The organism is Streptomyces scopuliridis RB72, from assembly GCF_000718095.1.
Taxonomy (GTDB): domain Bacteria; phylum Actinomycetota; class Actinomycetes; order Streptomycetales; family Streptomycetaceae; genus Streptomyces; species Streptomyces scopuliridis.
In genome coordinates this window covers 45804-68870 of the sequence record NZ_JOEI01000008.1, presented here as the reverse complement: position 1 = coordinate 68870, position 23067 = coordinate 45804, and the positions used below count along the sequence as shown (strand labels likewise).

The 23067-nt window shown below is 69.2% G+C and carries 19 protein-coding genes; 4 read left to right on the top strand and 15 right to left on the bottom strand.

The window, feature by feature from the left end:
• Positions 1-28 precede the first annotated feature (28 nt).
• Positions 29-2044: a CocE/NonD family hydrolase gene (locus IF11_RS0111235; RefSeq protein ID WP_030351376.1), complete on the top strand. Its 2016-nt coding sequence runs from the start codon at positions 29-31 to the stop codon at positions 2042-2044.
• Positions 2045-2252: 208 nt separating this feature from the next.
• Complete coding sequence (fahA, locus tag IF11_RS0111230; protein ID WP_030351375.1) at positions 2253-3476, top strand: fumarylacetoacetase; 1224 nt, start codon at positions 2253-2255, stop codon at positions 3474-3476.
• Between the two features lie 81 nt (positions 3477-3557).
• Here fahA and nuoN read toward each other — a convergent pair whose 3' ends face one another.
• The 14 genes from nuoN to IF11_RS0111160 are packed head-to-tail and all read right to left on the bottom strand — an operon-like array spanning position 3558 to position 19568.
• The gene (nuoN, locus tag IF11_RS0111225) at positions 3558-5210 is read right to left on the bottom strand and encodes an NADH-quinone oxidoreductase subunit NuoN (RefSeq protein WP_030351374.1); all 1653 of its coding nucleotides are present in this window, start codon (positions 5208-5210) and stop codon (positions 3558-3560) included.
• Positions 5207-6811 (bottom strand): NADH-quinone oxidoreductase subunit M, encoded by a 1605-nt coding sequence (locus IF11_RS0111220; RefSeq protein ID WP_030351373.1) that lies wholly within the window; start codon positions 6809-6811, stop codon positions 5207-5209. Before IF11_RS0111220 ends, nuoN begins: the two co-directional genes overlap by 4 nt.
• Positions 6812-6816: 5 nt before the next feature.
• Complete coding sequence (gene nuoL / locus IF11_RS0111215; RefSeq protein ID WP_030351372.1) at positions 6817-8712, bottom strand: NADH-quinone oxidoreductase subunit L; 1896 nt, start codon at positions 8710-8712, stop codon at positions 6817-6819.
• Positions 8713-8726: 14 nt separating this feature from the next.
• Positions 8727-9026, bottom strand: a complete 300-nt coding sequence (gene nuoK / locus IF11_RS0111210; protein ID WP_030351371.1) for an NADH-quinone oxidoreductase subunit NuoK — start codon at positions 9024-9026, stop codon at positions 8727-8729.
• Positions 9023-9901, bottom strand: a complete 879-nt coding sequence (locus IF11_RS0111205; protein ID WP_078490624.1) for an NADH-quinone oxidoreductase subunit J — start codon at positions 9899-9901, stop codon at positions 9023-9025. Before IF11_RS0111205 ends, nuoK begins: the two co-directional genes overlap by 4 nt.
• Positions 9898-10503, bottom strand: coding sequence for an NADH-quinone oxidoreductase subunit NuoI (nuoI, locus tag IF11_RS0111200; protein WP_240627661.1), 606 nt, complete (start codon positions 10501-10503; stop codon positions 9898-9900). The genes IF11_RS0111205 and nuoI overlap by 4 nt, the downstream gene beginning before the upstream one ends.
• The gene (nuoH, locus tag IF11_RS0111195; RefSeq protein ID WP_030351368.1) at positions 10496-11896 is read right to left on the bottom strand and encodes an NADH-quinone oxidoreductase subunit NuoH; all 1401 of its coding nucleotides are present in this window, start codon (positions 11894-11896) and stop codon (positions 10496-10498) included. The genes nuoI and nuoH overlap by 8 nt, the downstream gene beginning before the upstream one ends.
• Positions 11893-14436: an NADH-quinone oxidoreductase subunit G gene (locus IF11_RS0111190; protein WP_030351367.1), complete on the bottom strand. Its 2544-nt coding sequence runs from the start codon at positions 14434-14436 to the stop codon at positions 11893-11895. The genes nuoH and IF11_RS0111190 overlap by 4 nt, the downstream gene beginning before the upstream one ends.
• On the bottom strand, positions 14433-15794 hold the full coding sequence (nuoF, locus tag IF11_RS0111185) for an NADH-quinone oxidoreductase subunit NuoF (protein WP_030351366.1): 1362 nt from the start codon (positions 15792-15794) through the stop codon (positions 14433-14435). The genes IF11_RS0111190 and nuoF overlap by 4 nt, the downstream gene beginning before the upstream one ends.
• Positions 15794-16534 carry an NADH-quinone oxidoreductase subunit NuoE gene (nuoE, locus tag IF11_RS0111180; protein WP_037727545.1) on the bottom strand — a complete coding sequence of 247 codons (741 nt, stop codon included), beginning with the start codon at positions 16532-16534 and terminating at the stop codon, positions 15794-15796. Before nuoE ends, nuoF begins: the two co-directional genes overlap by 1 nt.
• A gap of 35 nt (positions 16535-16569) precedes the next feature.
• Positions 16570-17901: an NADH-quinone oxidoreductase subunit D gene (locus IF11_RS0111175; protein WP_030351364.1), complete on the bottom strand. Its 1332-nt coding sequence runs from the start codon at positions 17899-17901 to the stop codon at positions 16570-16572.
• Positions 17901-18638, bottom strand: a complete 738-nt coding sequence (locus IF11_RS0111170; RefSeq protein ID WP_030351363.1) for an NADH-quinone oxidoreductase subunit C — start codon at positions 18636-18638, stop codon at positions 17901-17903. Before IF11_RS0111170 ends, IF11_RS0111175 begins: the two co-directional genes overlap by 1 nt.
• Positions 18635-19189 (bottom strand): NuoB/complex I 20 kDa subunit family protein, encoded by a 555-nt coding sequence (locus IF11_RS0111165; RefSeq protein ID WP_030351362.1) that lies wholly within the window; start codon positions 19187-19189, stop codon positions 18635-18637. Before IF11_RS0111165 ends, IF11_RS0111170 begins: the two co-directional genes overlap by 4 nt.
• A 19-nt stretch (positions 19190-19208) precedes the next feature.
• Positions 19209-19568: an NADH-quinone oxidoreductase subunit A gene (locus IF11_RS0111160; RefSeq protein ID WP_030351361.1), complete on the bottom strand. Its 360-nt coding sequence runs from the start codon at positions 19566-19568 to the stop codon at positions 19209-19211.
• An 827-nt stretch (positions 19569-20395) separates the two neighbouring features.
• Here IF11_RS0111160 and IF11_RS0111155 point away from each other — a divergent pair.
• Positions 20396-21238, top strand: a complete 843-nt coding sequence (locus IF11_RS0111155) for a C40 family peptidase (protein ID WP_030351360.1) — start codon at positions 20396-20398, stop codon at positions 21236-21238.
• Between the two features lie 96 nt (positions 21239-21334).
• On the opposite strand, the gene IF11_RS0111150 is transcribed toward IF11_RS0111155, so the two are convergent.
• Positions 21335-22267: an SDR family oxidoreductase gene (locus IF11_RS0111150; RefSeq protein WP_030351359.1), complete on the bottom strand. Its 933-nt coding sequence runs from the start codon at positions 22265-22267 to the stop codon at positions 21335-21337.
• A 96-nt stretch (positions 22268-22363) separates the two neighbouring features.
• Here IF11_RS0111150 and IF11_RS0111145 point away from each other — a divergent pair, with 96 nt between their 5' ends.
• Entirely contained in the window at positions 22364-23047 is a 684-nt protein-coding gene (locus IF11_RS0111145; RefSeq protein ID WP_030351358.1) for a TetR/AcrR family transcriptional regulator, read from the top strand.
• Positions 23048-23067 lie beyond the last annotated feature (20 nt).

Sequence of the window (23067 nt, the reverse complement as noted above, 5' to 3'; positions counted from 1 at the left end):
CCGCCGAGGTGATCGTGAGGTGACCGGTATGCCCCCCGCCATCCGCACCGACTTCCCGTACGAGACGACCCACACGGACGTACGCATCCCCCTCCCCGACGGCACCCGGCTGTACGCGCGCGTCTGGCGCCCGCTCACCGACGAGCCCGTCCCCGCGCTGCTCGAATATCTGCCGTACCGGCTGAGCGACTGGACGGCGCCGCGCGACTGGCAGCGCCACCCCTGGTACGCGGGCCACGGCTACGCGTCCGTACGGGTCGATGTACGCGGGCACGGCAACAGCGAGGGGCTGCCGGGCGACGAGTACGACGCGACCGAGCTGGCCGACGGGGTCGAGGTGATCGACTGGCTCGCCGCGCAGCCCTGGTGCACCGGCCGCGTGGGCATGTTCGGGATCTCCTGGGGCGGCTTCAACTCCCTCCAGCTCGCCGCCCTCGCGCCCGAGCCGCTGAAGGCGATCGTCACCGTCTGCTCGTCCGACGACCGCTACGACAACGACGTCCACTACATGGGCGGGTCGGTGCTCGCCGTGGACATGCACGCCTGGGCGGCCACGATGCTGGCCTTCGTCGCCCGGCCGCCGGACCCGGTGTCCGCCGGGGAGGGCTGGCGCGAGATGTGGCTGAACCGTCTCGAAGCCGTCGAGCCCTTCCTCCACACCTGGCTGGCCCACCAGACCCGCGACGCGTACTGGCGGCACGGCAGCGTCCGCGAGGACTACAGCGCGATCAAGGCGGCCGTCCTGGCCGTCGGCGGCTGGCACGACCCGTACCGCGACACCGTGCTGCGGCTGGTCGAGCATCTGGACCCGGCGCGGGTACGGGGGCTGATCGGGCCCTGGTCGCACCAGTACCCGGACCGTGGCCTGCCGCCGGGACCGGCGATCGGCTTCCTCCAGGAGACCCTGCGCTGGTGGGACCAGTGGCTGAAGGGCGAGGACACGGGGATCATGGCCGAGCCGCTGCTGCGCTCGTGGATCAGCGCCTCGCACCCGCCCGCGACCGTCTATCCCGAGCTGCCGGGCCGCTGGGCGGGCGAACCGGCCTGGCCCTCGCCGAACGTCACCGTCGTCCCGTACGCCTTCCAGGGCGAGCCGGTGGTCGTCGACTCCCCCCATCAGACGGGTCTGGACGCGGGCCGCTTCTTCCCGTTCGGCAACGACGCGGATCTGCCGCCCGACCAGCGCGACGAGGACGCGAAGTCGGCCTGCTTCGAATTCCCCGTCACCGGCGGGCTGATCGAGATCCTGGGCCGCCCTCGCGTCCGGCTGCGGCTACGGCTGGAGGTCCCGGCGGGACAGGCGATCGCCCGGCTCTGCGATGTCGCGCCCGACGGCTCGTCCACGCTCGTCACGCGCGGTGTCCTCAATCTGTCGGCCAGGAAGGGCCGGGACCGGGCCGTGCCCTGGCCGGAGGGCGCGACCGAGGACGTCACCTTCGAACTGAACGGCATCGGGCACACCTTCCCGCCGGGACACCGCATCCGGCTCGCGGTCTCGTCCGCGTACTGGCCGTGGATCTGGCCGCGCGCGGAGTCGGCGGGCTTCACCCTGGAGCCGGTGGGCAGCTCGCTCGAACTCCCGGTCCGTACGGCCACCGACGCCACCGACGCCGTGGACCGGGCGATCTCGTTCGAACCGGCCGAGCAGGCGGAACCGATGGGCGTGGTCTCGCCGGTGACGCTGGACGAGGAGCGGCCCGAGCGGCTGGTGATCCGGGATGTGGCGCGTGGGCTGTGGCGGCTGGAGGTCGATCCGCGCTACGGCGGTACCCGCGTCTATCCGGACGGTCTCGAATTCACCGAGGACGCGCTGGAGACGTACACGATCCAGGAGAGCGACCCGCTGTCGGCCACCGCCCGCTCGGACTGGCGGATCCGGCTGCACCGGCCGGAGCTGGCCTGGGACGCCCGGGTCGAGACCCGGTCCGAGATCAGCTGCGACGTGGACGACTTCATCACGTCCAACGAGGTGATCTGCCACGACGGCGCCGAGGTGGTCTTCCACCGGACCTGGGAGAAGCGGATTCCGCGCACGGCGGGATGAGCGCGGACGGGGTGGGCGCGGACGGGGTGGGCGCGGACGGGCGGCACGGGTCCGGAGTGACGCGCCCGCGGGGCTACCCCGGGTACGGTCCGCGAACTACCCGGCACAGGCCGCCCTTTCGGCCCAAGGCAGACTTTTCACCACTGCCGCGGCTGGGCAACAGCGACGTAACGTGTCCTGCATCGATCCGGAAAGCGAGGCAGCACCAATGCCCGAGCAGAGCCCGCTCGAACCGGCCGAGGGAGACCCCTTCGGCCCGCACAACCTCCCGTACGGGGTCTTCTCCACCGCCGACGAGCCCGACCGCCGCCGGCTCGGGGTCCGTATCGGCGACCACGTGCTCGACGCGGGAGCGGCGGCGCACGCCCTGGGCTCCCCGTACGCCGCGCTGCTGGCCAGGCCGAGCCTCAACCCCCTGATGGCGGCGGGGCGTACGGCCTGGCGCGATGTCCGCCGGGCCCTCACCGCATGGGTCACGGTGCCCGCGCACCGCGCGGACATAGAGCCCCTGCTCCATCCGCTCGGCTCGGTCACCCTGCATCTGCCGTACGAGATCGCGGACTATGTCGACTTCTACGCGAGCGAGCACCACGCCACCAATGTGGGCCGGATCTTCCGCCCCGACGGCGACGCGCTGCCCGCCAACTGGAAGCATCTGCCGATCGGTTACCACGGCAGGGCCGGCACGATCGTCGTATCCGGTACGGACGTGACGCGCCCGTCGGGCCAGCGCAAGGCGCCCGCCGACCCGGTGCCGGTCTTCGGCCCCTCCGTGAAGCTCGACATCGAGGCGGAGGTCGGCTTCGTCGTCGGGACGCCCTCGCGGCAGGGCAGTCCGGTGGAGCAGGCGTCTTTCCGTGACCATGTCTTCGGGCTGTCGCTCCTCAACGACTGGTCGGCGCGCGACATCCAGGCGTGGGAGTACGTACCGCTCGGCCCGTTCCTCGGGAAGTCCTTCGCCACGTCCGTCTCGGCATGGGTGACCCCGCTGGAGGCCCTGGACGCGGCCCGGGTGGCGCCCCCGGCCCGTACCGCCGAGCTGCTCCCCTATCTGGACGACGCGGACGCCGAGGAGCCGGGCGGCTTCGACCTGCGGATCTCCGTCTCGCTCAATGGCCAGGTCATCTCGGAGCCGCCGTTCTCCACCATGTACTGGACGGCGGCCCAGCAGCTGACCCATATGACGGTCAACGGCGCCTCGCTCCGTACGGGCGACCTCTTCGCGTCCGGCACGGTCAGCGGCGCGGAGCGCGAGCAGCGCGGCTCCCTGCTCGAACTCACCTGGAACGGCACCGAACCCCTCGAACTCCCCGCCGGCAAGCGGACATTCCTGGAGGACGGCGACGAGGTCACCCTGACCGCCTGGGCCCCGGGCCCGGACGGCACCCGCGTCGGCCTCGGCGAGGTCACGGGCCGCGTCGTGCCCGCCTGAACCGGACTGCCCGGCACCCGCGACGGGTGCCGGGCAGCCGGCTCGATACGCAACAGCAGGCGGCGCTCATGATCAATACAGCTACCGCACGAACCCGCCCGCCTGGCCCGCCAGGTCCAGGAAGTACTGCGGGGCCACGCCCAGGACCAGCGTGACCGCGATGCCGACCGCGATCGCCGTCGTCGTCAGCGCCGACGGCACCGCGACCGTCGGGCCCTCCGGCTTCGGCTCGCTGAAGAACATCAGCACGATGACCCGGATATAGAAGAACGCGGCGATCGCCGAGGCGATCACACCGATCACGACCAGCACCCCCGCGCCGCCGTCCGCCGCCGCCTTGAAGACCGCGAACTTCCCCGAGAAGCCCGAGGTCAGCGGGATACCGGCGAAGGCGAGCAGGAAGACCGCGAAGACCGCGGCCACCAGGGGTGAACGCCGCCCGAGCCCGGCCCACTTGGACAGATGCGTCGCCTCGCCGCCCGCGTCGCGCACCAGCGTGACGACCGCGAACGCGCCGATCGTGACGAAGGAGTACGCCGCCAGATAGAAGAGGACGGACGAGATGCCGTCGCTCGTCCCCGCGATCACACCGGCCAGGATGAAGCCCGCGTGCGCGATCGAGGAGTACGCCAGGAGGCGCTTGATGTCGGTCTGGGTGATGGCGACGATCGCACCGCCCAGCATCGTGACGATGACGACGCCCCACATCACCGGCCGCCAGTCCCAGCGCAGCCCCGGCAGCACGACGTACAGCAGCCGCAGCAGCGCGCCGAAGGCGGCCACCTTGGTCGCCGCGGCCATGAAGCCGGTGACGGGTGTGGGCGCGCCCTGGTAGACGTCCGGGGTCCACATGTGGAACGGCACCGCGCCGACCTTGAAGAGCAGCCCCATCAGGACCATCGCGCCGCCGATCAGCAGCAGCGCGTCATTGCCCATGGTCTCGGCGAGGGCCGGGTCGACGTTCTGGACGGTGCCGTTGACGACCTCCGCGATCTGCGCGTACGAGACGGAGCCCGCGTATCCGTACAGCAGCGCGATCCCGAAGAGCAGGAACGCCGACGAGAAGGCGCCCAGCAGGAAGTACTTGACCGCCGCCTCCTGCGACATCAGCCGCTTGCGGCGGGCGAGGGCGCACAGGAGGTAGAGCGGGAGCGAGAAGACTTCCAGCGCGATGAAGAGCGTCAGCAGATCGTTGGCCGCCGGGAAGACCAGCATGCCCGCGACGGCGAACAGGGCCAGCGGGAACACCTCGGTGGTGGTGAACCCGGCCTTGACCGCCGCTTTCTCGGTGTCGCTGCCCGGTACGGCCGCGGCCTGCGCCACGAACGAGTCGACGCGGTTGCCATGGGCCTCCGGGTCGAGCTTGCGCTCGGCGAAGGTGAACACGGCGACGATCGAGGCCAGCAGGATCGTGCCCTGGAGGAAGAGCGCCGGGCCGTCGACGGCGATGGCGCCCATGGCCGCGATGTGCTTCTTGGTCGTGCCGTATCCGCCGGCCGCGAGCCCGACCACCGCCGCGAAGCCGGCGGCCAGCGCGACCACGGAGAGGAACAGCTGTGTGTGGTACCTGCCCCGGCGCGGGACGAACGCCTCGGCCAGGATGCCCAGGACCGCCGCGCCCAGCACGATCAGTACGGGTGACAGCTGCGCGTACTCGATGTTCGGGGCCGGGATCTTGGTGATCCCGTCGGCCGCCGTCGTTGTCCACAGGCTGTGGACGACAGTCGCACTCATGGAGCGGCCTCCACCTCGGGCTTGGGATCGGTCTGCTGTACGTCGGAGAGGGTGTGCTCCACCGCCGGGTTGACGATCTCGGTCAGCGGCTTCGGATAGACGCCCAGGAAGAGGAGCAGCGCGATCAGCGGAGTGACGACCACCAGCTCCCGGACGCGCAGATCCGGCATCGTCCTGACCTCGGCCTTCACCGGCCCGGTCATCGTGCGCTGATAGAGCACGAGGACATAGAGCGCGGCGAGCACGATGCCGATGGTGGCGATGATGCCGATCACCGGATACCGGCTGAACGTGCCGACCAGGACCAGGAATTCACTCACGAACGGGGAGAGCCCCGGCAGCGAGAGCGTCGCGAGCCCGCCGATCAGGAACGTCCCCGCGAGAACCGGCGCGACCTTCTGCACCCCGCCGTAGTCCGCGATGAGCCGCGAGCCGCGCCGGGTGATCAGGAAGCCGGCCACCAGCATCAGCGCGGCCGTCGAGATCCCGTGGTTGACCATGTAGAGCGTGGCGCCCGACTGGCCCTGGCTGGTCATCGCGAAGATGCCCATGATGATGAAGCCGAAGTGGGAGATCGACGCGTACGCGATCAGCCGCTTCATGTCCCGCTGGCCGACGGCGAGCAGCGCCCCGTAGACGATGCTGATCAGCGCGAGCACCAGGATCACCGGGGTGGCCCACTTGGACGCCTCCGGGAAGAGCTGGAGGCAGAAGCGCAGCATCGCGAACGTGCCGACCTTGTCGACCACGGCGGTGATCAGTACGGCGACGGGCGCGGTGGCCTCGCCCATGGCGTTGGGCAGCCAGGTGTGCAGCGGCCACAGCGGCGCCTTCACCGCGAAGGCGAAGAAGAAGCCGAGGAAGAGCCACCGCTCGGTGTCGGTCGCGATGGACAGCGAGCCGTTGGCCCGCGCCGCGGCGATCTCGGAGAGCGAGAAGCTGCCCGCGACGACATAGAGCCCGATCACGGCGGCCAGCATGATCAGGCCGCCGACCAGGTTGTAGAGGAGGAACTTGACGGCCGCGTACGAGCGTTGGGTGGCCGCCGCCTCGTCCCCGCCCCCCGCCGCGGTAGCGGCAAATTGAGCAGGTGCGGCGCGGTCCCCGAAGCCGCCGATGAGGAAGTACATCGGGATGAGCATGGCTTCGAAGAGGATGTAGAAGAGGAAGACGTCGGTGGCCTCGAAGGAGAGGATCACCATCGCCTCGACCATCAGGATCAGCGCGAAGAAGCCCTGGGTCGGCCGCCAGCGGCGGTTCGGGTTCACCTCTTCCAGCGGGTCGGCGTCATGCCAGCCGGCCAGGATCACGAAGGGGATCAGCAGCGCGGTCAGCGCGAGCAGCGCCACCCCGATGCCGTCCACGCCCAGTTCGTAGCGGACCCCGAAGTCCGGGATCCAGGCGTGCGATTCGGTGAGCTGATAGCGGTCGCCGCCGGGCTCGAAGCGGACCACCACGAGGGCGGCCAGTACGAGCGTGGCGAGCGAGAAGACCAGCGCCAGCCACTTGGCGGCGGTGCGCCGGGCGGCCGGGACGGCCGCCGTGACGATCGCGCCGACCGCGGGCAGCACGGCCGTCGCCGTCAGGAGCGGGAACGACATGTCCGTTACACCGCCCTCATCAGCAGGGTCGCGGCGATGAGCACTGCCGTACCTCCGAACATCGAGACCGCATAGGTGCGGGCGTAGCCGTTCTGCAGCTTGCGCAGCCGGCCGGAAAGCCCGCCGAACGACGCCGCGGTGCCGTTGACCACTCCGTCGACCAGGGTGTGGTCGACATAGACCAGGGAGCGGGTGAGGTGCTCGCCGCCGCGGACCAGGACCACATGGTTGAAGTCGTCCTGGAGGAGATCACGGCGGGCGGCGCGGGTGAGCAGCGAGCCGCGCGGGGCGGCCACCGGCACGGGCTTGCGTCCGTACATGAACCAGGCGATGGCGACTCCGATGACCAGCACGACCACGGTGGCGGTGGTGACGGTGGTCGCGCTGACCGGCGGGTTCCCGTGCGAGTGTCCGGTGACGGGCTCCAGCCAGTGTAGGAAGCGGTCACCGATGGAGAAGAACCCACCGGCGAAGACCGAGCCGAAGGCCAGGATGACCATGGGGATGGTCATGGACTTCGGGGACTCGTGCGGATGCGGCTCGTGTCCGTTGTCGTCCGGCTGCCAGCGCTTCTCGCCGAAGAAGGTCAGCAGCATCACGCGCGTCATGTAGAACGCGGTGATCGCGGCGCCCAGCAGCGTGACGGCGCCGAGGATCCAGCCCTCCGTACCGCCCTTGGCGAAGGCGGCCTCGATGATCTTGTCCTTGGAGAAGAAGCCGGACAGCCCGGGGAAGCCGATGATCGCCAGATAGCCGAGGCCGAACGTGACGAACGTGACCGGCATGTACTTCCGCAGGCCGCCGTACTTCCGCATGTCGACCTCGTCGTTCATGCCGTGCATGACCGAACCGGCGCCGAGGAAGAGCCCGGCCTTGAAGAAGCCGTGCGTCACCAGGTGCATGATCGCGAAGACATAGCCGATCGGGCCGAGGCCCGCCGCCAGGATCATGTAGCCGATCTGCGACATCGTCGAGCCCGCGAGGGCCTTCTTGATGTCGTCCTTCGCGCAACCGACGATCGCACCGAAGAGGAGCGTCACCGCGCCGACCACCACGACCACCAGCTGTGCGTCCGGCGCCGCGTTGAAGATCGCGCCGGAGCGAGTGATCAGATACACGCCCGCCGTCACCATCGTCGCCGCGTGGATCAGGGCCGAGACCGGGGTCGGGCCCTCCATCGCGTCACCGAGCCAGGACTGCAGCGGTACCTGGGCCGACTTGCCGCACGCGGCCAGCAGCAGCATCAGGCCGATCGCCGTCAGCTTGCCCTCCGTCGCGTCGCCCGTGGACGACAGCACGGGGCCGAAGGCGAACGTCCCGAAGGTGGTGAACATCAGCATGATCGCGATCGACAGACCCATGTCGCCGACGCGGTTGACCAGGAACGCCTTCTTGGCGGCCGTGGCCGCGCTGGGCTTGTGCTGCCAGAACCCGATGAGCAGGTACGAGGCGAGACCGACGCCCTCCCAGCCCATGTACAGCAGCAGGTAGTTGTCGGCGAGGACCAGCAGCAGCATCGCCGCCAGGAACAGGTTCAAGTAGCCGAAGAAGCGGCGGCGCCGCTCGTCGTGCTCCATGTACCCGATCGAGTAGATATGGATGAGCGTGCCCACGCCGGTGATCAGCAGGACGAAGGTCATCGACAGCTGGTCGAGCTGGAAGGCGACGTCCGCCTGGAACCCCTCCACGGGGATCCAGCTGAACAGATGCTGGTGCAGCGAGCGTCCTTCGCCGCTCTTGCCGAGCATGTCGCCGAAGAGCACGACACCGATCACGAAGGACGCGGCGGCCAGCAGTGTGCCGAGCCAGTGGCCCACGCGGTCGAGCCGACGCCCGCCGCACAGCAGGACCGCCGCTCCGAGCAGAGGCGCCGCGATGAGCAGCGCAATCAAGTTCTCCACGATTCAGCGACCCCTCAGAGCTTCATCAGGCTGGCGTCGTCGACCGAGGCCGAGTGGCGGGAACGGAACAGCGACACGATGATCGCGAGCCCGACCACGACCTCCGCGGCGGCGACGACCATCGTGAAGAAGGCGATGATCTGGCCGTCGAGATTGCCGTGCATCCGGGAGAAGGCGACGAACGCGAGATTGCAGGCGTTCAGCATCAGCTCGATGCACATGAACACCACGATCGCGTTCCGCCGGATCAGCACCCCGGCCGCGCCGATGGTGAACAGCAGCGAGGCGAGATAGAGGTAGTTGACCGGATTCATCGCTTGGCCTCCTCATCCTCGCGGCCGAGCCGCTCCGACGACCGCTGCTCCAGCGCCTTGAGGTCCGCGATGGCCTCGTTCGACACATCGCGGATCTGCCCGCGGTCCTTGAGCGTCTTGTTGACCGTCAGCTCGGACGGGGTGCCGTCCGGCAGCAGACCGGCGATGTCCACCGCGTTGTGCCGGGCGTAGACACCGGGGGCGGGCAGCGGGGGCAGTTGCGTGCCCTTGCGTACGCGCTCCTCGGCCATCTCCCGCTGGGTCTTGGCCCGTTCGGTGCGCTCGCGGTGCGTGAGCAGCATCGCGCCGACCGACGCGGTGATCAGCAGCGCGCCGGTGATCTCGAAGGCGAAGACGTACCGGGTGAAGATCAGGGCGGCCAGTCCCTCGACATTGCCGCCGGCGTTGGCCTGGCCGAGTCCGGTGAAGGAGGTCAGCGAGGCGTTGCCGATCCCGCCGATGAGCAGGACCCCGAAGCCGAGCCCGCAGGCGGCGGCCCACCAACGCTGGCCCTTCAGCGTCTCCTTGAGTGAGTCGGCGGCGGTGACACCGACCAGCATCACCACGAAGAGGAACAGCATCATGATCGCGCCGGTATAGACGACGATCTGCACCACGCCCAGGAAATACGCCCCGTTGGCGAGATAGAAGACCGCCAGGACGATCATCGTGGCGGCCAGGCACAGCGCGCTGTGCACGGCCTTCTTCATCAGGATCGTGCAGAGCGCGCCGACCACGGCGACGGTGCCGAGGATCCAGAACTGGACGGCCTCACCGGTCGAGGTCGTCGTGGCGGCGGAGGTGAAGGAAGGAGCGGAGGTGAAGGAGGAAACAGACGTGACGGACGCGAGGGAGGACGCGGCGAGCAGGCTCATGCACCGGCCTCCTCGTCCGTCGGCTTCTCGCCCTTGCTCACCGCGACCTGCCGGACCGTACCCGGCGCGGCCTCGGTGACCAGCCCCCGGTAGTAGTCCTGTTCGTCGGTGCCCGGGAAGATCGAGTGCGGCGTCTCGACCATGCCTTCCTGAAGGCCCGCGAGAAGCTGCTCCTTCGTATAGATCAGGTTCTCGCGGGAGCTGTCGGCCAGCTCGAAGTCATTGGTCATCGTGAGCGCCCTGGTCGGGCAGGCCTCGATGCACAGACCGCACAGGATGCAGCGCGCGTAGTTGATCTGGTAGACGCGGCCGTAGCGCTCCCCCGGGGAGTAGCGCTCCTCGTCCGTGTTGTCCGCGCCCTCCACATAGATCGCGTCCGCCGGGCACGCCCAGGCGCACAGCTCGCAGCCGATGCACTTCTCCAGCCCGTCCGGATGCCGGTTCAGCTGATGCCGGCCGTGGAAGCGCGGCGCCGTCACCTTCTGCTGTTCCGGGTACTGCTCGGTCAGCCGCTTCTTGAACATGGCCTTGAAGGTCACGCCGAAGCCGGCCACCGGATTCCGGGGGGGACGCGGGATGTCCCCCGGCGAAGAGTCAGACACTGTCAGCCTCCTTTCCGTCACTCTCGGTACCGTCACTCACAGTATTGCCCCCGCCACTGACAATCAGCTCGCGGTCACGTCGTGGCCGCCTGCGCGGTACGGGCGGCAACTCCTGTCCCGGCAGCGGCGGTACGGGGAATCCGCCCGCCATCGGGTCGAAGGCCGGGGGTTCCGGCGCGCTCGCCGCCGCGGCCTTCTCCTTCCTGTCGCGGAAGATGTCCACGACGAAGGAGAGCAGCAGGATCGCGATGACCGCCCCGAGGACGTACAGCACGATCGACTGGAAGCCGTAGTTCTCGTTGCGCAGGGCCCGTACGGTCGCGACGACCATCAGCCAGACCACCGAGACCGGGATCAGGACCTTCCAGCCGAGCTTCATCAGCTGGTCGTAGCGCACGCGCGGCAGCGTGCCGCGCAGCCAGATGAAGAAGAAGAGCAGCAGCTGGACCTTGACGACGAACCAGAGCAGCGGCCACCAGCCGTGGTTCGCGCCCTCCCAGAAGGTGGAGATCGGCCACGGAGCGCGCCAGCCGCCGAGGAAGAGCGTGGCCGCGACGGCCGAGACGGTGACCATGTTGATGTACTCGGCGAGCATGAACATCGCGAACTTGATCGATGAGTACTCGGTGTTGAAGCCGCCGACGAGGTCGCCCTCGGACTCCGGCATGTCGAAGGGGGCGCGGTTGGTCTCGCCCACCATCGTGACGATGTAGATGATGAAGGAGACCGGCAGCAGGATGATGAACCAGCGGTCGGCCTGGGCCTCGACGATCGCCGAGGTCGACATCGACCCCGAGTAGAGGAACACCGACGCGAACGCGGCGCCCATGGCGATCTCGTACGAGATCATCTGCGCGCACGAGCGAAGCCCGCCGAGCAGCGGATACGTCGATCCCGAGGACCAGCCCGCGAGGACGATGCCGTAGATCCCGACCGAGGCGACCGCGAGGATGTAGAGCATCGCGATCGGCAGGTCGGTCAGCTGCATCGTGGTGCGGTGGCCGAAGATCGAGACCTCGTTGCCGGCCGGTCCGAACGGGATCACGGCGATCGCCATGAACGCGGGCACCGCGGCGATGATCGGCGCGAGGACGTAGACCACCTTGTCCGCGCGCTTGACGATGATGTCTTCCTTGAACATCAGCTTGGCGCCGTCGGCGAGCGACTGGAGCATGCCCCAGGGGCCGTGCCGGTTCGGGCCGATGCGCAGCTGCATCCAGGCGACGACCTTGCGCTCCCACACGATGGCGAAGAGCACGGTCAGCAGCAGGAACGCGAAGCAGAACACGGCCTTGACGACCACGAGCCACCACGGGTCGCGGCCGAACATCGACAGGTCCTCGACGGCGAGGACGGTCCCCGGGGCCGCCGCGAGTTGGGCGAGGGCGGTCATGCGCGCACCTCCGGTGCTTCCGTGGCCGCGTCCCTTGCCTCGGCCGGGCCGATACGGACGAGCGTGCCGGGGCGGGAGCCGGTGTCCGCGAGGACCCCGCCGCCCGTCGAGTTGAGCGGCAGCCAGACCACCCGGTCCGGCATCTCCGTGACCTGGAGCGGGAGCGTGACCGTGCCCAACGGGCCGGTGACGGACAGCTCGTCGCCGTTCTTGACGCCCGTCTCGGCGGCCGTCGTGGCGGAGAGCCGGGCGACCGCCGCGTGCCGGGTGCCGGCCAGCGCGTCGTCGCCCTCCTGGAGACGGCCGAGGTCGAGCAGGAGCCGGTGGCCCGCGAGGACCGCCTCGCCGTCGCCGGGCCTGGGCACCGGACGGGACGATTCCAGCGGCTCGGTGGCGCGCGGTCCCTCCCAGCGGCCGAGCCGGTCCAGCTCGGTGCGTACGGCCCGCAGGTCCGGCAGTCCGAAGTCGCCGATCCCGTCGGCGGCCGCGGTGGCGGCGAGCGTGTCGGCCAGCATGTGCAGCACGCGCGCGTCGGCCGGGGCCAGGCGCCGGGTCATCTGCTCCGGCTTCAGCGCGGCCTCGAACAGCCGTGCCCTGCCCTCCCAGTTGAGGAACGTGCCGGACTTCTCCGCGACGGCGGCGACCGGGAAGACCACATCGGCCCGCTCGGTGACCTCGCTCGGCCGCAGCTCCAGCGAGACGAGGAAGCCGACTGCGTCCAGCGCGGCCCGCGCGCCCGCCGGGTCGGGCAGATCCGCGACCTCGACACCCGCGACGACCAGGGCGGCCAGCTCGCCGGTGGCGGCGGCCTCGATGATCTGGCCGGTGTCGCGGCCGTAGTGGTGCGGCAGTTCGCGTACGCCCCAGGCCGCCGCGGTCTCCTCACGGGCCCGCGGGTCGGTGGCGGGACGGCCGCCGGGCAGCAGTGACGGGAGCGCGCCCGCCTCCACCGCGCCGCGCTCGCCGGCCCGCCGGGGGATCCACACCAGCTTCGCGCCGGTCGCGGTGGCGGCCCGCGCGGCGGCGGTGAGCCCGCCGGGGACGGCCGCGAGCCGCTCGCCGACGACGATCACGGCGCCCGGCTCGCGCAGCGCCTGGGAGGCGCGTTCGCCGTCCCCTTCGAGTCCGGCGCTGACGGGGTTGGCCGCCAGCGCGTCCAGCCACTCGGTCTCGGTGCCGGGCGCGGCCGGCAGCAGCGTGCCGCCGGCCTTCTCCAGACCGCGGGTGGCGTACGTGGCGAGCGAGAACGTGCGCTGGCCGTGGTTGCGGTGCGCCTTGCGCAGCCGCAGGAAGACGCCGGGCGCCTCCTCCTCGGACTCGAAGCCCGCGAGCAGCACGGCCGGGGCCTTCTCCAGCGTGGTGTACGTGAGCCCCGTACCGTCCAGGTCGCGGCCGTGGCCCGCGATATGGGCGGCCAGGAAGTCGGCTTCCTCGGTGCTGTGCACGCGCGCGCGGAAGTCGATGTCGTTGGTGTCGAGGACGACCCGGGCGAACTTGGCGTAGGCGTAGGCGTCCTCAACGGTGAGCCGGCCACCGGCGAGCACTCCCGCCCGGCCGCGCGCGGCGCTCAGACCGCGGGCGGCGGCCTCCAGCGCCTCGGGCCAGCTCGCCGGTTCGAGGACGCCGTCCTCGTTGCGTACGAGCGGAGTGGTGAGCCGGTCGGGCTTCTGCGCGTAGCGGAAGCCGAACCGCCCCTTGTCGCACAGCCATTCCTCGTTGACCTCGGGGTCATTGGCGGCCAGCCGCCGCATGACCTTGCCGCGCCGGTGGTCGGTCCTGGTGGCGCAGCCGCCCGCGCAGTGCTCGCAGACGCTCGGCGAGGACACCAGGTCGAACGGGCGGGAGCGGAAGCGGTACGCGGCCGAGGTCAGCGCCCCGACCGGGCAGATCTGAATGGTGTTCCCGGAGAAGTACGACTCGAAGGGGTCGCCCTCGCCGGTGCCGACCTGCTGGAGCGCGCCCCGCTCGATCAGCTCGATCATCGGGTCGCCCGCGATCTGGTTGGAGAACCGCGTGCAGCGCGCGCACAGCACACACCGCTCACGGTCCAGCAGCACCTGGGTGGAGATCGGGACGGGCTTCTGGAACGTGCGCTTCTTGCCCTCGAAGCGGGTGTCCGGGTCGCCGACCTGCATGGCCTGGTTCTGGAGCGGGCACTCTCCGCCCTTGTCGCAGACCGGGCAGTCCAGCGGGTGGTTGATGAGCAGCAGCTCCATCACCCCGCGCTGGGCCTTCTCGGCGACCGGCGAGGTCAGCTGCGACTTGACGACCATGCCGTCGGTGCAGGTGATCGTGCAGGAGGCCATCGGCTTGCGCTGGCCCTCCACCTCGACGATGCACTGGCGGCAGGCGCCGGCCGGGTCGAGGAGCGGATGGTCGCAGAAGCGCGGGATCTCGATGCCGAGCAGTTCGGCGGCGCGGATCACCAGGGTCCCCTTGGGGACGGAGATCTCGATGCCGTCGATCGTCAGCGAGACGAGATCCTCGGGCGGGACCGCCGCCTCGCCGCCGCCGGAGGGAGCGCTTGTCGTCACGGTCATGCGTTCACCTCCAGGTGCGGGTTCCGGTCTGCCCAGACGGTGGACTTCGCGGGGTCGAAGGGGCAGCCCTTGCCGGTGATGTGCTGCTCGTACTCCTCGCGGAAGTACTTGAGCGAGGAGAAGATCGGGGACGCGGCGCCGTCACCGAGCGCGCAGAAGGACTTGCCGTTGATGTTGTCGGCGATGTCGTTGAGCTTGTCGAGGTCGGACAGCTGTCCCTTGCCGTCCTCGATGTCGCGCAGCAACTGAACGAGCCAGTACGTGCCTTCACGGCATGGCGTGCACTTGCCGCAGGACTCATGGGCGTAGAACTCGGTCCAGCGGGTGACGGCCCGTACGACGCAGGTGGTCTCGTCGAAGCACTGGAGCGCTTTCGTGCCGAGCATGGAGCCGGCCGCGCCCACTCCCTCGTAGTCCAGCGGGACATCGAGGTGCTCGTCGGTGAACATCGGGGTCGAAGAGCCGCCCGGTGTCCAGAACTTGAGCCGGTGGCCCGCCCGCATGCCGCCGCTCATGTCGAGCAGCTGCCGCAGCGTGACGCCGAGCGGGGCCTCGTACTGGCCGGGGCTGGTGACATGGCCGCTGAGCGAGTAGAGCGTGAAGCCCGGGGACTTCTCGCTGCCCATCGACTTGAACCAGTCCTTGCCGCGGTTGAGGATCGCGGGAACGGACGCGATGGACTCGACGTTGTTCACCACAGTGGGGCAGGCGTAGAGGCCCGCCACCGCCGGGAAGGGAGGACGCAGCCGGGGCTGTCCGCGACGGCCCTCCAGGGAGTCGAGCAGCGCGGTCTCCTCCCCGCAGATGTACGCGCCCGCGCCCGCGTGCACGATCACATCGAGATCGAGCCCGCTGCCCAGGATGTTCTTGCCGAGATACCCCGCCGCGTAGGCCTCGCGCACCGCCTCGTGCACCCTGCGCAGTACGGGGACGACCTCGCCGCGCAGATAGATGAACGCGTGCTGCGAGCGGATCGCGTAGCAGGCGATCACGATCCCCTCGATGAGGGAGTGCGGATTGGCGAAGAGGAGCGGGATGTCCTTGCAGGTGCCCGGCTCCGACTCGTCCGCGTTGACGACGAGATAGTGCGGCTTGCCGTCGCCCTGCGGGATGAACTGCCACTTCATGCCGGTGGGGAAGCCTGCGCCGCCTCGGCCGCGCAGGCCCGAGTCCTTGACGTACGCGATGACGTCGTCGGGCGGCATGGCGAGGGCCTTCTTCAGACCCTCGTACCCTTCGTGCCGCTCGTAGGTCTCCAGCGTCCAGGACTCCGGCTGGTCCCAGAAGGCGGACAGGACGGGCGCGAGGATCTTCTCGGGGCTGGTCCCGTTCTCGTTGAGCGCGGCGGCCATCGTCATCACTTCCCCTCCTCGGCTGCGCCGGGCTGCGAATCGTCCTGCGGATGCGCGCCGTCCCGGGGCCGTACCACCCGCTGGGGTGCCTCGCCCTTGGCCAGCCGCAGGCCGGCCAGCGACGCGGGCCCGGCGCCGCCGGTGGCCTCGACGGCGCCGGGGCGCGCGTCGGGGAAGCCGGCGAGGATGCGCGCGGTCTCCTTGTACGTGCACAGGGGGGCGCCGCGGGTGGGCTGGACGGTATGTCCGTCACGCAGGTCGTCGACGAGCCGCTTGGCGCTGTCCGGCGTCTGGTTGTCGAAGAACTCCCAGTTCACCATCACGACGGGCGCGAAGTCGCAGGCCGCGTTGCACTCGATGTGTTCGAGGGTGACCTTGCCGTCCTCGGTCGTCTCGTTGTTGCCGACGCCGAGGTGCTCCTTCAGCGCGTCGAAGATGGCGTCGCCGCCCATCACCGCGCAGAGCGTGTTGGTGCAGACCCCGACCTGGTAGTCACCGCTCGGCTTGCGGCGGTACATCGAGTAGAAGGTCGCGACGGCCGTGACCTCGGCGGTGGTCAGTTCGAGCAGCTCCGCGCAGAAGGCCATCCCCGTACGGGAGACGAACCCCTCCTCGGCCTGCACGAGGTGCAGCAGCGGAAGCAGCGCGGACCGGGAGCCGGGGTAGCGGCCGATGATCTCCTTGGCGTCCGCTTCCAGCCTGGCACGTACATCGGCCGGGTAGTCGGGAGCGGGGAGCTGTGGCATCCCCAGGCTCACCTCTGCGTTGGGCGGTGTGGTGGTCACCGGTCGACGCCTCCCATCACGGGGTCGATGGACGCGACGGCGACGATGACGTCGGCGACCTGGCCGCCCTCGCACATCGCCGCCATGGCCTGGAGATTGGTGAAGGACGGATCGCGGAAGTGGACCCGGTACGGGCGCGTGCCGCCGTCGGAGACGACATGCACGCCCAGCTCGCCCTTGGGCGACTCCACGGCGGCGTACGCCTGTCCCGGCGGGACCCGGAAGCCCTCCGTCACCAGCTTGAAGTGATGGATCAGAGCCTCCATGGACGTGCCCATGATGTTCTTGATGTGGTCGAGCGAGTTGCCCAGACCGTCGGGGCCGAGCGCGAGCTGCGCGGGCCAGGCGATCTTCTTGTCGGCGACCATCACCGGGCCCGGCTCCAGCCGGTCCAGGCACTGTTCGACGATCCGCAGCGACTGGCGCATCTCCTCAAGACGGATGAGGAAGCGGCCGTACGCGTCGCAGGTGTCGGCGGTCGGGACCTCGAAGTCGAAGGTCTCGTAGCCGCAGTACGGGTCGCTCCTGCGCAGATCGTGCGGGAGCCCGGCGGAGCGCAGGATCGGTCCTGTGGCGCCCAGGGCCATGGAGCCGGTCAGATCGAGGTAGCCGACGTCCTGCATACGGGCCTTGAAGATCGGGTTGCCGGTGGCGAGCTTGTCGTACTCCGGCAGGTTCTTCCGCAGCTTCTTCAGCAGCTCGCGCAGGTAGTCGACAGCGCCCGGGGGCAGATCCTGGGCGAGTCCGCCGGGGCGGATGAACGCGTGGTTCATCCGCAGGCCGGTGATCAGCTCGTAGGCATCGAGAATCAGTTCACGATCACGGAATCCGTAGATCATGATCGTCGTCGCGCCCAGCTCCATACCGCCGGTGGCGATACAGACGAGGTGCGAGGAGAGCCGGTTCAGCTCCATCAGCAGGACGCGGATGAGCGTGGCCCGGTCCGGGACGGCGTCCTCGATGCCGAGCAGCTTCTCCACGCCCAGGCAGTACGCCGTCTCGTTGAAGAACGACGTCAGGTAATCCATGCGCGTGACGAAGGTGGTGCCCTGCGTCCAGTTGCGGAATTCGAGGTTCTTCTCGATGCCGGTGTGCAGATAGCCGATGCCGCAGCGGGCCTCGGTGACGGTCTCGCCCTCGATCTCCAGGATCAGCCGCAGCACTCCGTGGGTGGAGGGGTGCTGGGGACCCATGTTGACGACGATCCGCTCGTCGTCGGCCTTGGCCGCGGTCTGGACGACCTCGTCCCAGTCGCCGCCGGTGACCGTGTAGACGGTGCCCTCGGTGGTCGCGCGGGGCGTGGCGTGGGGTGCGTGGGATGCAGACATCAGGAGTACGACCTCCGCTGGTCCGGAGCCGGGATCTGGGCGCCCTTGTATTCGATGGCGATGCCGCCGAGCGGATAGTCCTTGCGCTGCGGGAAGCCCTGCCAGTCGTCCGGCATCATGATCCGGGTCAGGGCGGGGTGGCCGTCGAAGATCAGCCCGAAGAAGTCGTACGTCTCGCGCTCGTGCCAGTCGTTGGTCGGATAGAGCTCGACCAGGGACGGCACATGCGGGTCGGCGTCCGGCGCGGACACCTCGACCCGGATCAACCGGCTGTGAGTGAGCGAACGCAGGTGGTACACGGCGTGCAGCTCTCGGCCCTTGTCGCCGGGGTAGTGGACGCCCGACACCCCCGTACAGAGCTCGAAGCGCAGCGCCGGGTCGTCGCGCAGGGTGCGCGCCACCTGGACGAGATGCTCGCGGGCGATGTGGAAGGTGAGTTCGTCGCGGTCGACGACCGTCTTCTCGATGGCGTTCTCCGGGACGAGTCCCTGCTCCTCCAGCGCGCCTTCGAGCTCGTCGGCGATCTCGTCGAAGGACCCGCCGGGGCCGCCGTACGGCCGGGCGGAGGCGCCCGGCAGCATCACGGTCCTGACGAGCCCGCCGTAACCGGAGGTGTCGCCGCCGTTGTTGGCGCCGAACATGCCCTTCTGTACGCGGATGGGCTCGGCGGTGTCCTCGCGCGCGGACGGAACGTTGTTTCCGGAGGGCCGCCCTCCGGATCCCTGGTCGCCGGTCACTGCAGCAACCCCTTCATCTCGATCGTCGGGAGCGCCTTGAGAGCCGCTTCCTCCGCCTCACGGGCCGCTTCCTCCGCGTTGACCCCGAGCTTGGAGCTCTGGATCTTCTGGTGGAGCTTGAGAATGGCGTCCATCAGCATCTCGGGGCGTGGTGGGCAGCCGGGCAAATAGATGTCGACAGGGACAATGTGATCCACACCCTGGACAATCGCGTAATTATTGAACATTCCGCCCGATGATGCGCAAACCCCCATGGAGATCACCCACTTGGGGTTGGGCATCTGGTCATAGACCTGCCGCAGAACCGGCGCCATCTTCTGGCTCACCCGCCCGGCCACGATCATCAGATCGGCCTGGCGCGGCGAACCGCGGAAGACCTCCATGCCGAACCGCGCCAGGTCGTACCGACCGGCGCCGGTCGTCATCATCTCGATGGCGCAGCAGGCGAGGCCGAAGGTCGCGGGGAAGACGGATGACTTCCGCACCCAGCCCGAGGCCTGTTCGACGGTGGTCAGCAGAAAACCGCTCGGCAGCTTCTCTTCGAGTCCCATTGGTGGCCCCTCAGCCCCTTTAGTCCCATTCCAGACCGCCGCGCCGCCACACATACGCGTAGGCGACGAAGACGGTGAGCACGAAGAGCAGCATCTCCACGAGCCCGAAAATCCCCAGGGAGTCGAAGGTGACGGCCCAGGGGTAAAGGAAGACGACCTCGATATCGAAGATGATGAAGAGCATCGCCGTCAGGTAGTACTTGATGGGAAAACGGCCGCCTCCGGCCGGCGTCGGCGTGGGTTCGATGCCACACTCGTACGCTTCAATTTTGGCCCGGTTATAGCGCTTTGGGCCGATAAGCGTGGCCATGACCACGGAGAAGATCGCAAACCCAGCCCCGAGGGCGCCGAGCACGAGGATGGGTGCGTAGGAATTCACGCCCCTCAGCTCCTTCCAGTCGTCCTTGACCGTTGGATCGCACCGGGCGGTTCGCCTCACCGCCTCGCCACGATCCCTGAAGATCGCGTACATGTGAGGCAGTTCACAAGCCCGACTGCCCCGCATCCTATGCCCGGTGGTCTGTGATCTGCGACACGGGGTACAGCAACGGCTTTGTGATCTCCACCACCCGACGAAGGATCATGAAGTCGGATGAGCGGTGATCTTCATACGTGAAGCGGCCGAGCGGTCACCAGATGTGACAACCGAATCCGTTTCCGCTGGTCGGGGGTGCGTTGCTCTATCAAGCGATGCACCGTACAAGCAAATTTGCAATGAAACATTATACCGTGATACAGGGCTCGGCGGTCACCCGCGCGAGGGGAAAGTACGGACCGACGTGGACACGTGCACGCATTCACGAGCAACCGGGACAGCCCGGCGGACGTCCATAGAGACGTCCACGGAGAGGCGCGCGAGCGCGCCGGAGGACCCCGCGATCACCCCGAGCGGACTCCGTGATCGTTCCGAGCGGGCTCCGTGATCGTTCCGACTGCCGAGTGGTGACCATCCTGTGACCTGTACCACTCCACTCAACCGTCAAGACAAGAGGGCTTGGCCATGAGTGTGAAGGGGTGGTAAGTGGCGGGCAATTCGGACCTTTATCGGAAAGACCGTGATCACAGCCATGATCACGCATGCCCGGTTTGCCCGTTACGGCGTCAATAAGACCCGAGGCTAAGCGGATTCACAGATTCCGAACGTAACTGTGGCGCAACACACCTTGCTTGACGGGAACCAGGTCCCACCTGATAGCCGTAGGTCTCATGTCCCACACCGCTCACATACCCAGCCACCGGAAGCCCCGCCGCAGCGCGTCGAAAGTCGTCCTCCGTAGTGGAGTTGCCGGTGGCGTCCTCAGCACCATCGCGGTCGCCGGTGCCGCGGGCCCGGCGAACGCCGAGCCGGTGACCACCCAGACCATCGAAATGCCCACGCTCACCTCCGGGCTCGCCGGCGACTTCGCGCGGTCCGCCGAGGCCACGCAGCGCGTCGCGAACTCCCTGGACCTGCGCGCCCAGCAGGACGCCGCGGCGTCCACGGCCGCACAGACCGCCAAGAAGGCCAAGGCCGAGGCGGAGCGCAAGGCCGAGGCCAAGAAGAAGGCCGAGGCGAAGAGGGCCGAAGAAGCCCGCGCCAAGGCCGCCGCCGAGCGCGCGTCCCGCACCGCGGAGCGCACGACGCTGTCGGCGTCGTCCTCCTCGAACTCCGGCTCGACCGCCTCCACGGCCTCGAAGGCCACCTCGCAGGCGACCGGCTCCGCGGCCGCCGTGCTCGCCTTCGCCCAGGCCCAGCTCGGCGACGCGTACATCATGGGCTCGACGGGCCCGAACGCCTGGGACTGCTCCGCTCTCGTCCAGGCCGCGTACCGCCAGATCGGCGTCGACCTGCCGCGCGTCTCGCAGGACCAGTCGACGGCCGGCACCCAGGTCTCCCTGAGCAACCTCCAGCCGGGCGACATCCTCTACTGGGGCGGCGCGGGCAGCGCGTACCACACCGCGATCTACGCCGGCGGCGGCGAGTTCATCGGCGCGCAGAACCCCAGCTCGGGTGTAGTGAAGAAGTCCCTGGACTGGGACCCGCCGAGCGGCGCGGTCCGCGTTCTCTGATCCACGCACAGATCCACCCGTAGTACGACGAATACCCGCACCCCGCTCGGGGGGATGCGGGTTTTCGTCTTTCCCGTCCCTTTCGCCCTGCTCTCGTCAGGCGGTGGGGGCGGGCAGCGCGACACCCGTGAGGCGCTCGGACTCGGTCCACAGACGGGCGTTGGCGGCGGGATCGAGGGCACGACGGGTCGTACGGGCGGTGGTGGTGGGGCCGACCAGTCCGAACCGTCCGCCCGGACCGTAGTAGCCGCCCGCGACGGCTCCGGGGTCGGCCGCCGCGTACAGCAGTGGTTCCGTGCCCTGTTGGACGTCCTGCGAGGGCAGGAAGTTGAGGGACGTGAGCACGGAGACCCGGCGCGACGGCTTGCCGGTGCCGAGACTGGCCCCCGCCGTCTGGAGGTTCGTGCGGGTGTAGCCAGGGTGCGCGCCGGTGCTCAGCAGCTGCCAGCCGCGCTCGGCGGCGAGGGCCGCGAGGTGCCGGGTCATCATGAGGTTGGCGAGCTTGGACTGCGCGTAGGAGAGGTTGGGGCTGTAGCGGCGGCGCTCCCACTGAAGATCCTCGAAGTGGATACGGCCGTAGTTGGCCGTACCGCTGCTCATCGTGGCCACCCTCGGCGCGGGGGCGGAGAGCAGCAGCGGTAGCAGCCGGACCGTCAGCGCGAAGGGGCCCAGGTAGTTGCTGCCCATCTGGAGCTCGAAGCCGTCGGCCGTGGTCAGCCGGGTGGGCGGGGCCATCACCCCGGCGTTGTTGACCAGCAGATCGAGCGGGGTGCCATCGGCGATGAGCCCGTCGGCGAACTCCTGGACGGAGGCAAGATCGGCCAGATCGATCCGGCGCACCTCCATTTGGGCGTCCGGGTGCTGGGCCAGGATCTCGGCGCGGGCCCGCTCGCCCTTGGCGACCGTACGGACGGCCATCACGACGCGCGCCCCCGCGCCCGCGAGCCGACGGACCGCTTCCTTGCCGGTCCCGCTGTTGGCGCCGGTGACGACGGCGAGCTTCCCGCTCTGGTCGGGGACGGCATACATGGCGACTCCTTCGTAGTAGACCGCCGGTCTGTTGCCAGGGACGCTAGCAGACCGTCGGTCTACTAACAACAGACCGGGGGTCTGTAGCCTGGGGCCATGACCACGCCCTTCCAGCGCGCCCGCAGCGAGGAGCAGCGCGCCGTCCGCCGGCAAGCGATCCTGGACACCGCGGCGGCGATGCTGACCGAGATGCCCGTGGCGCAGGTGAGCCTCAACGAGCTGAGCCGACGCGTCGGTCTGGCGAAGTCGAACGTGCTGCGCTACTTCGAGTCCCGCGAGGCCGTCCTGCTCGAACTGCTGGACACCGCGCTGCGGGAGTGGCTGGACCTGCTCGACGGCACCCTCGCCACGGCGGTCGACACGGCCGGCGGACCGTACGAACGCGGCGACCAGCTCGCCGGCGCGATCGCGGACACACTGTCGGCCCGTCCGGTGCTCTGCGACCTGATCAGCGCGCAGGCCGCGGTTCTGGAACGGAACATCTCGCCGCAGATCGCCGCGGAGTGCAAGCACGCCACCATGGCCAACGTCACCGTCATGATCCGGCTGATCCGCGCACACGTACCCGAGCTGGACGAACACGACGCGATGGGGTGCGCCGCCGCCGCCCTCATGTCGGCCGGCGCGGTCTGGACCCACGCGCGGCCCTCGGCCGCGATGCTGGCCGCCTACGAGGCCGATCCCGCGCTGGCGGCCATGCGGCTGGACTTCACCACGACGCTCCGCGAGCTGCTGGAGGTACTGATCACGGGCCTGCTGACCCGCGCACTGCGCTGCTGACCCGCGCACCGCGCTGTTTT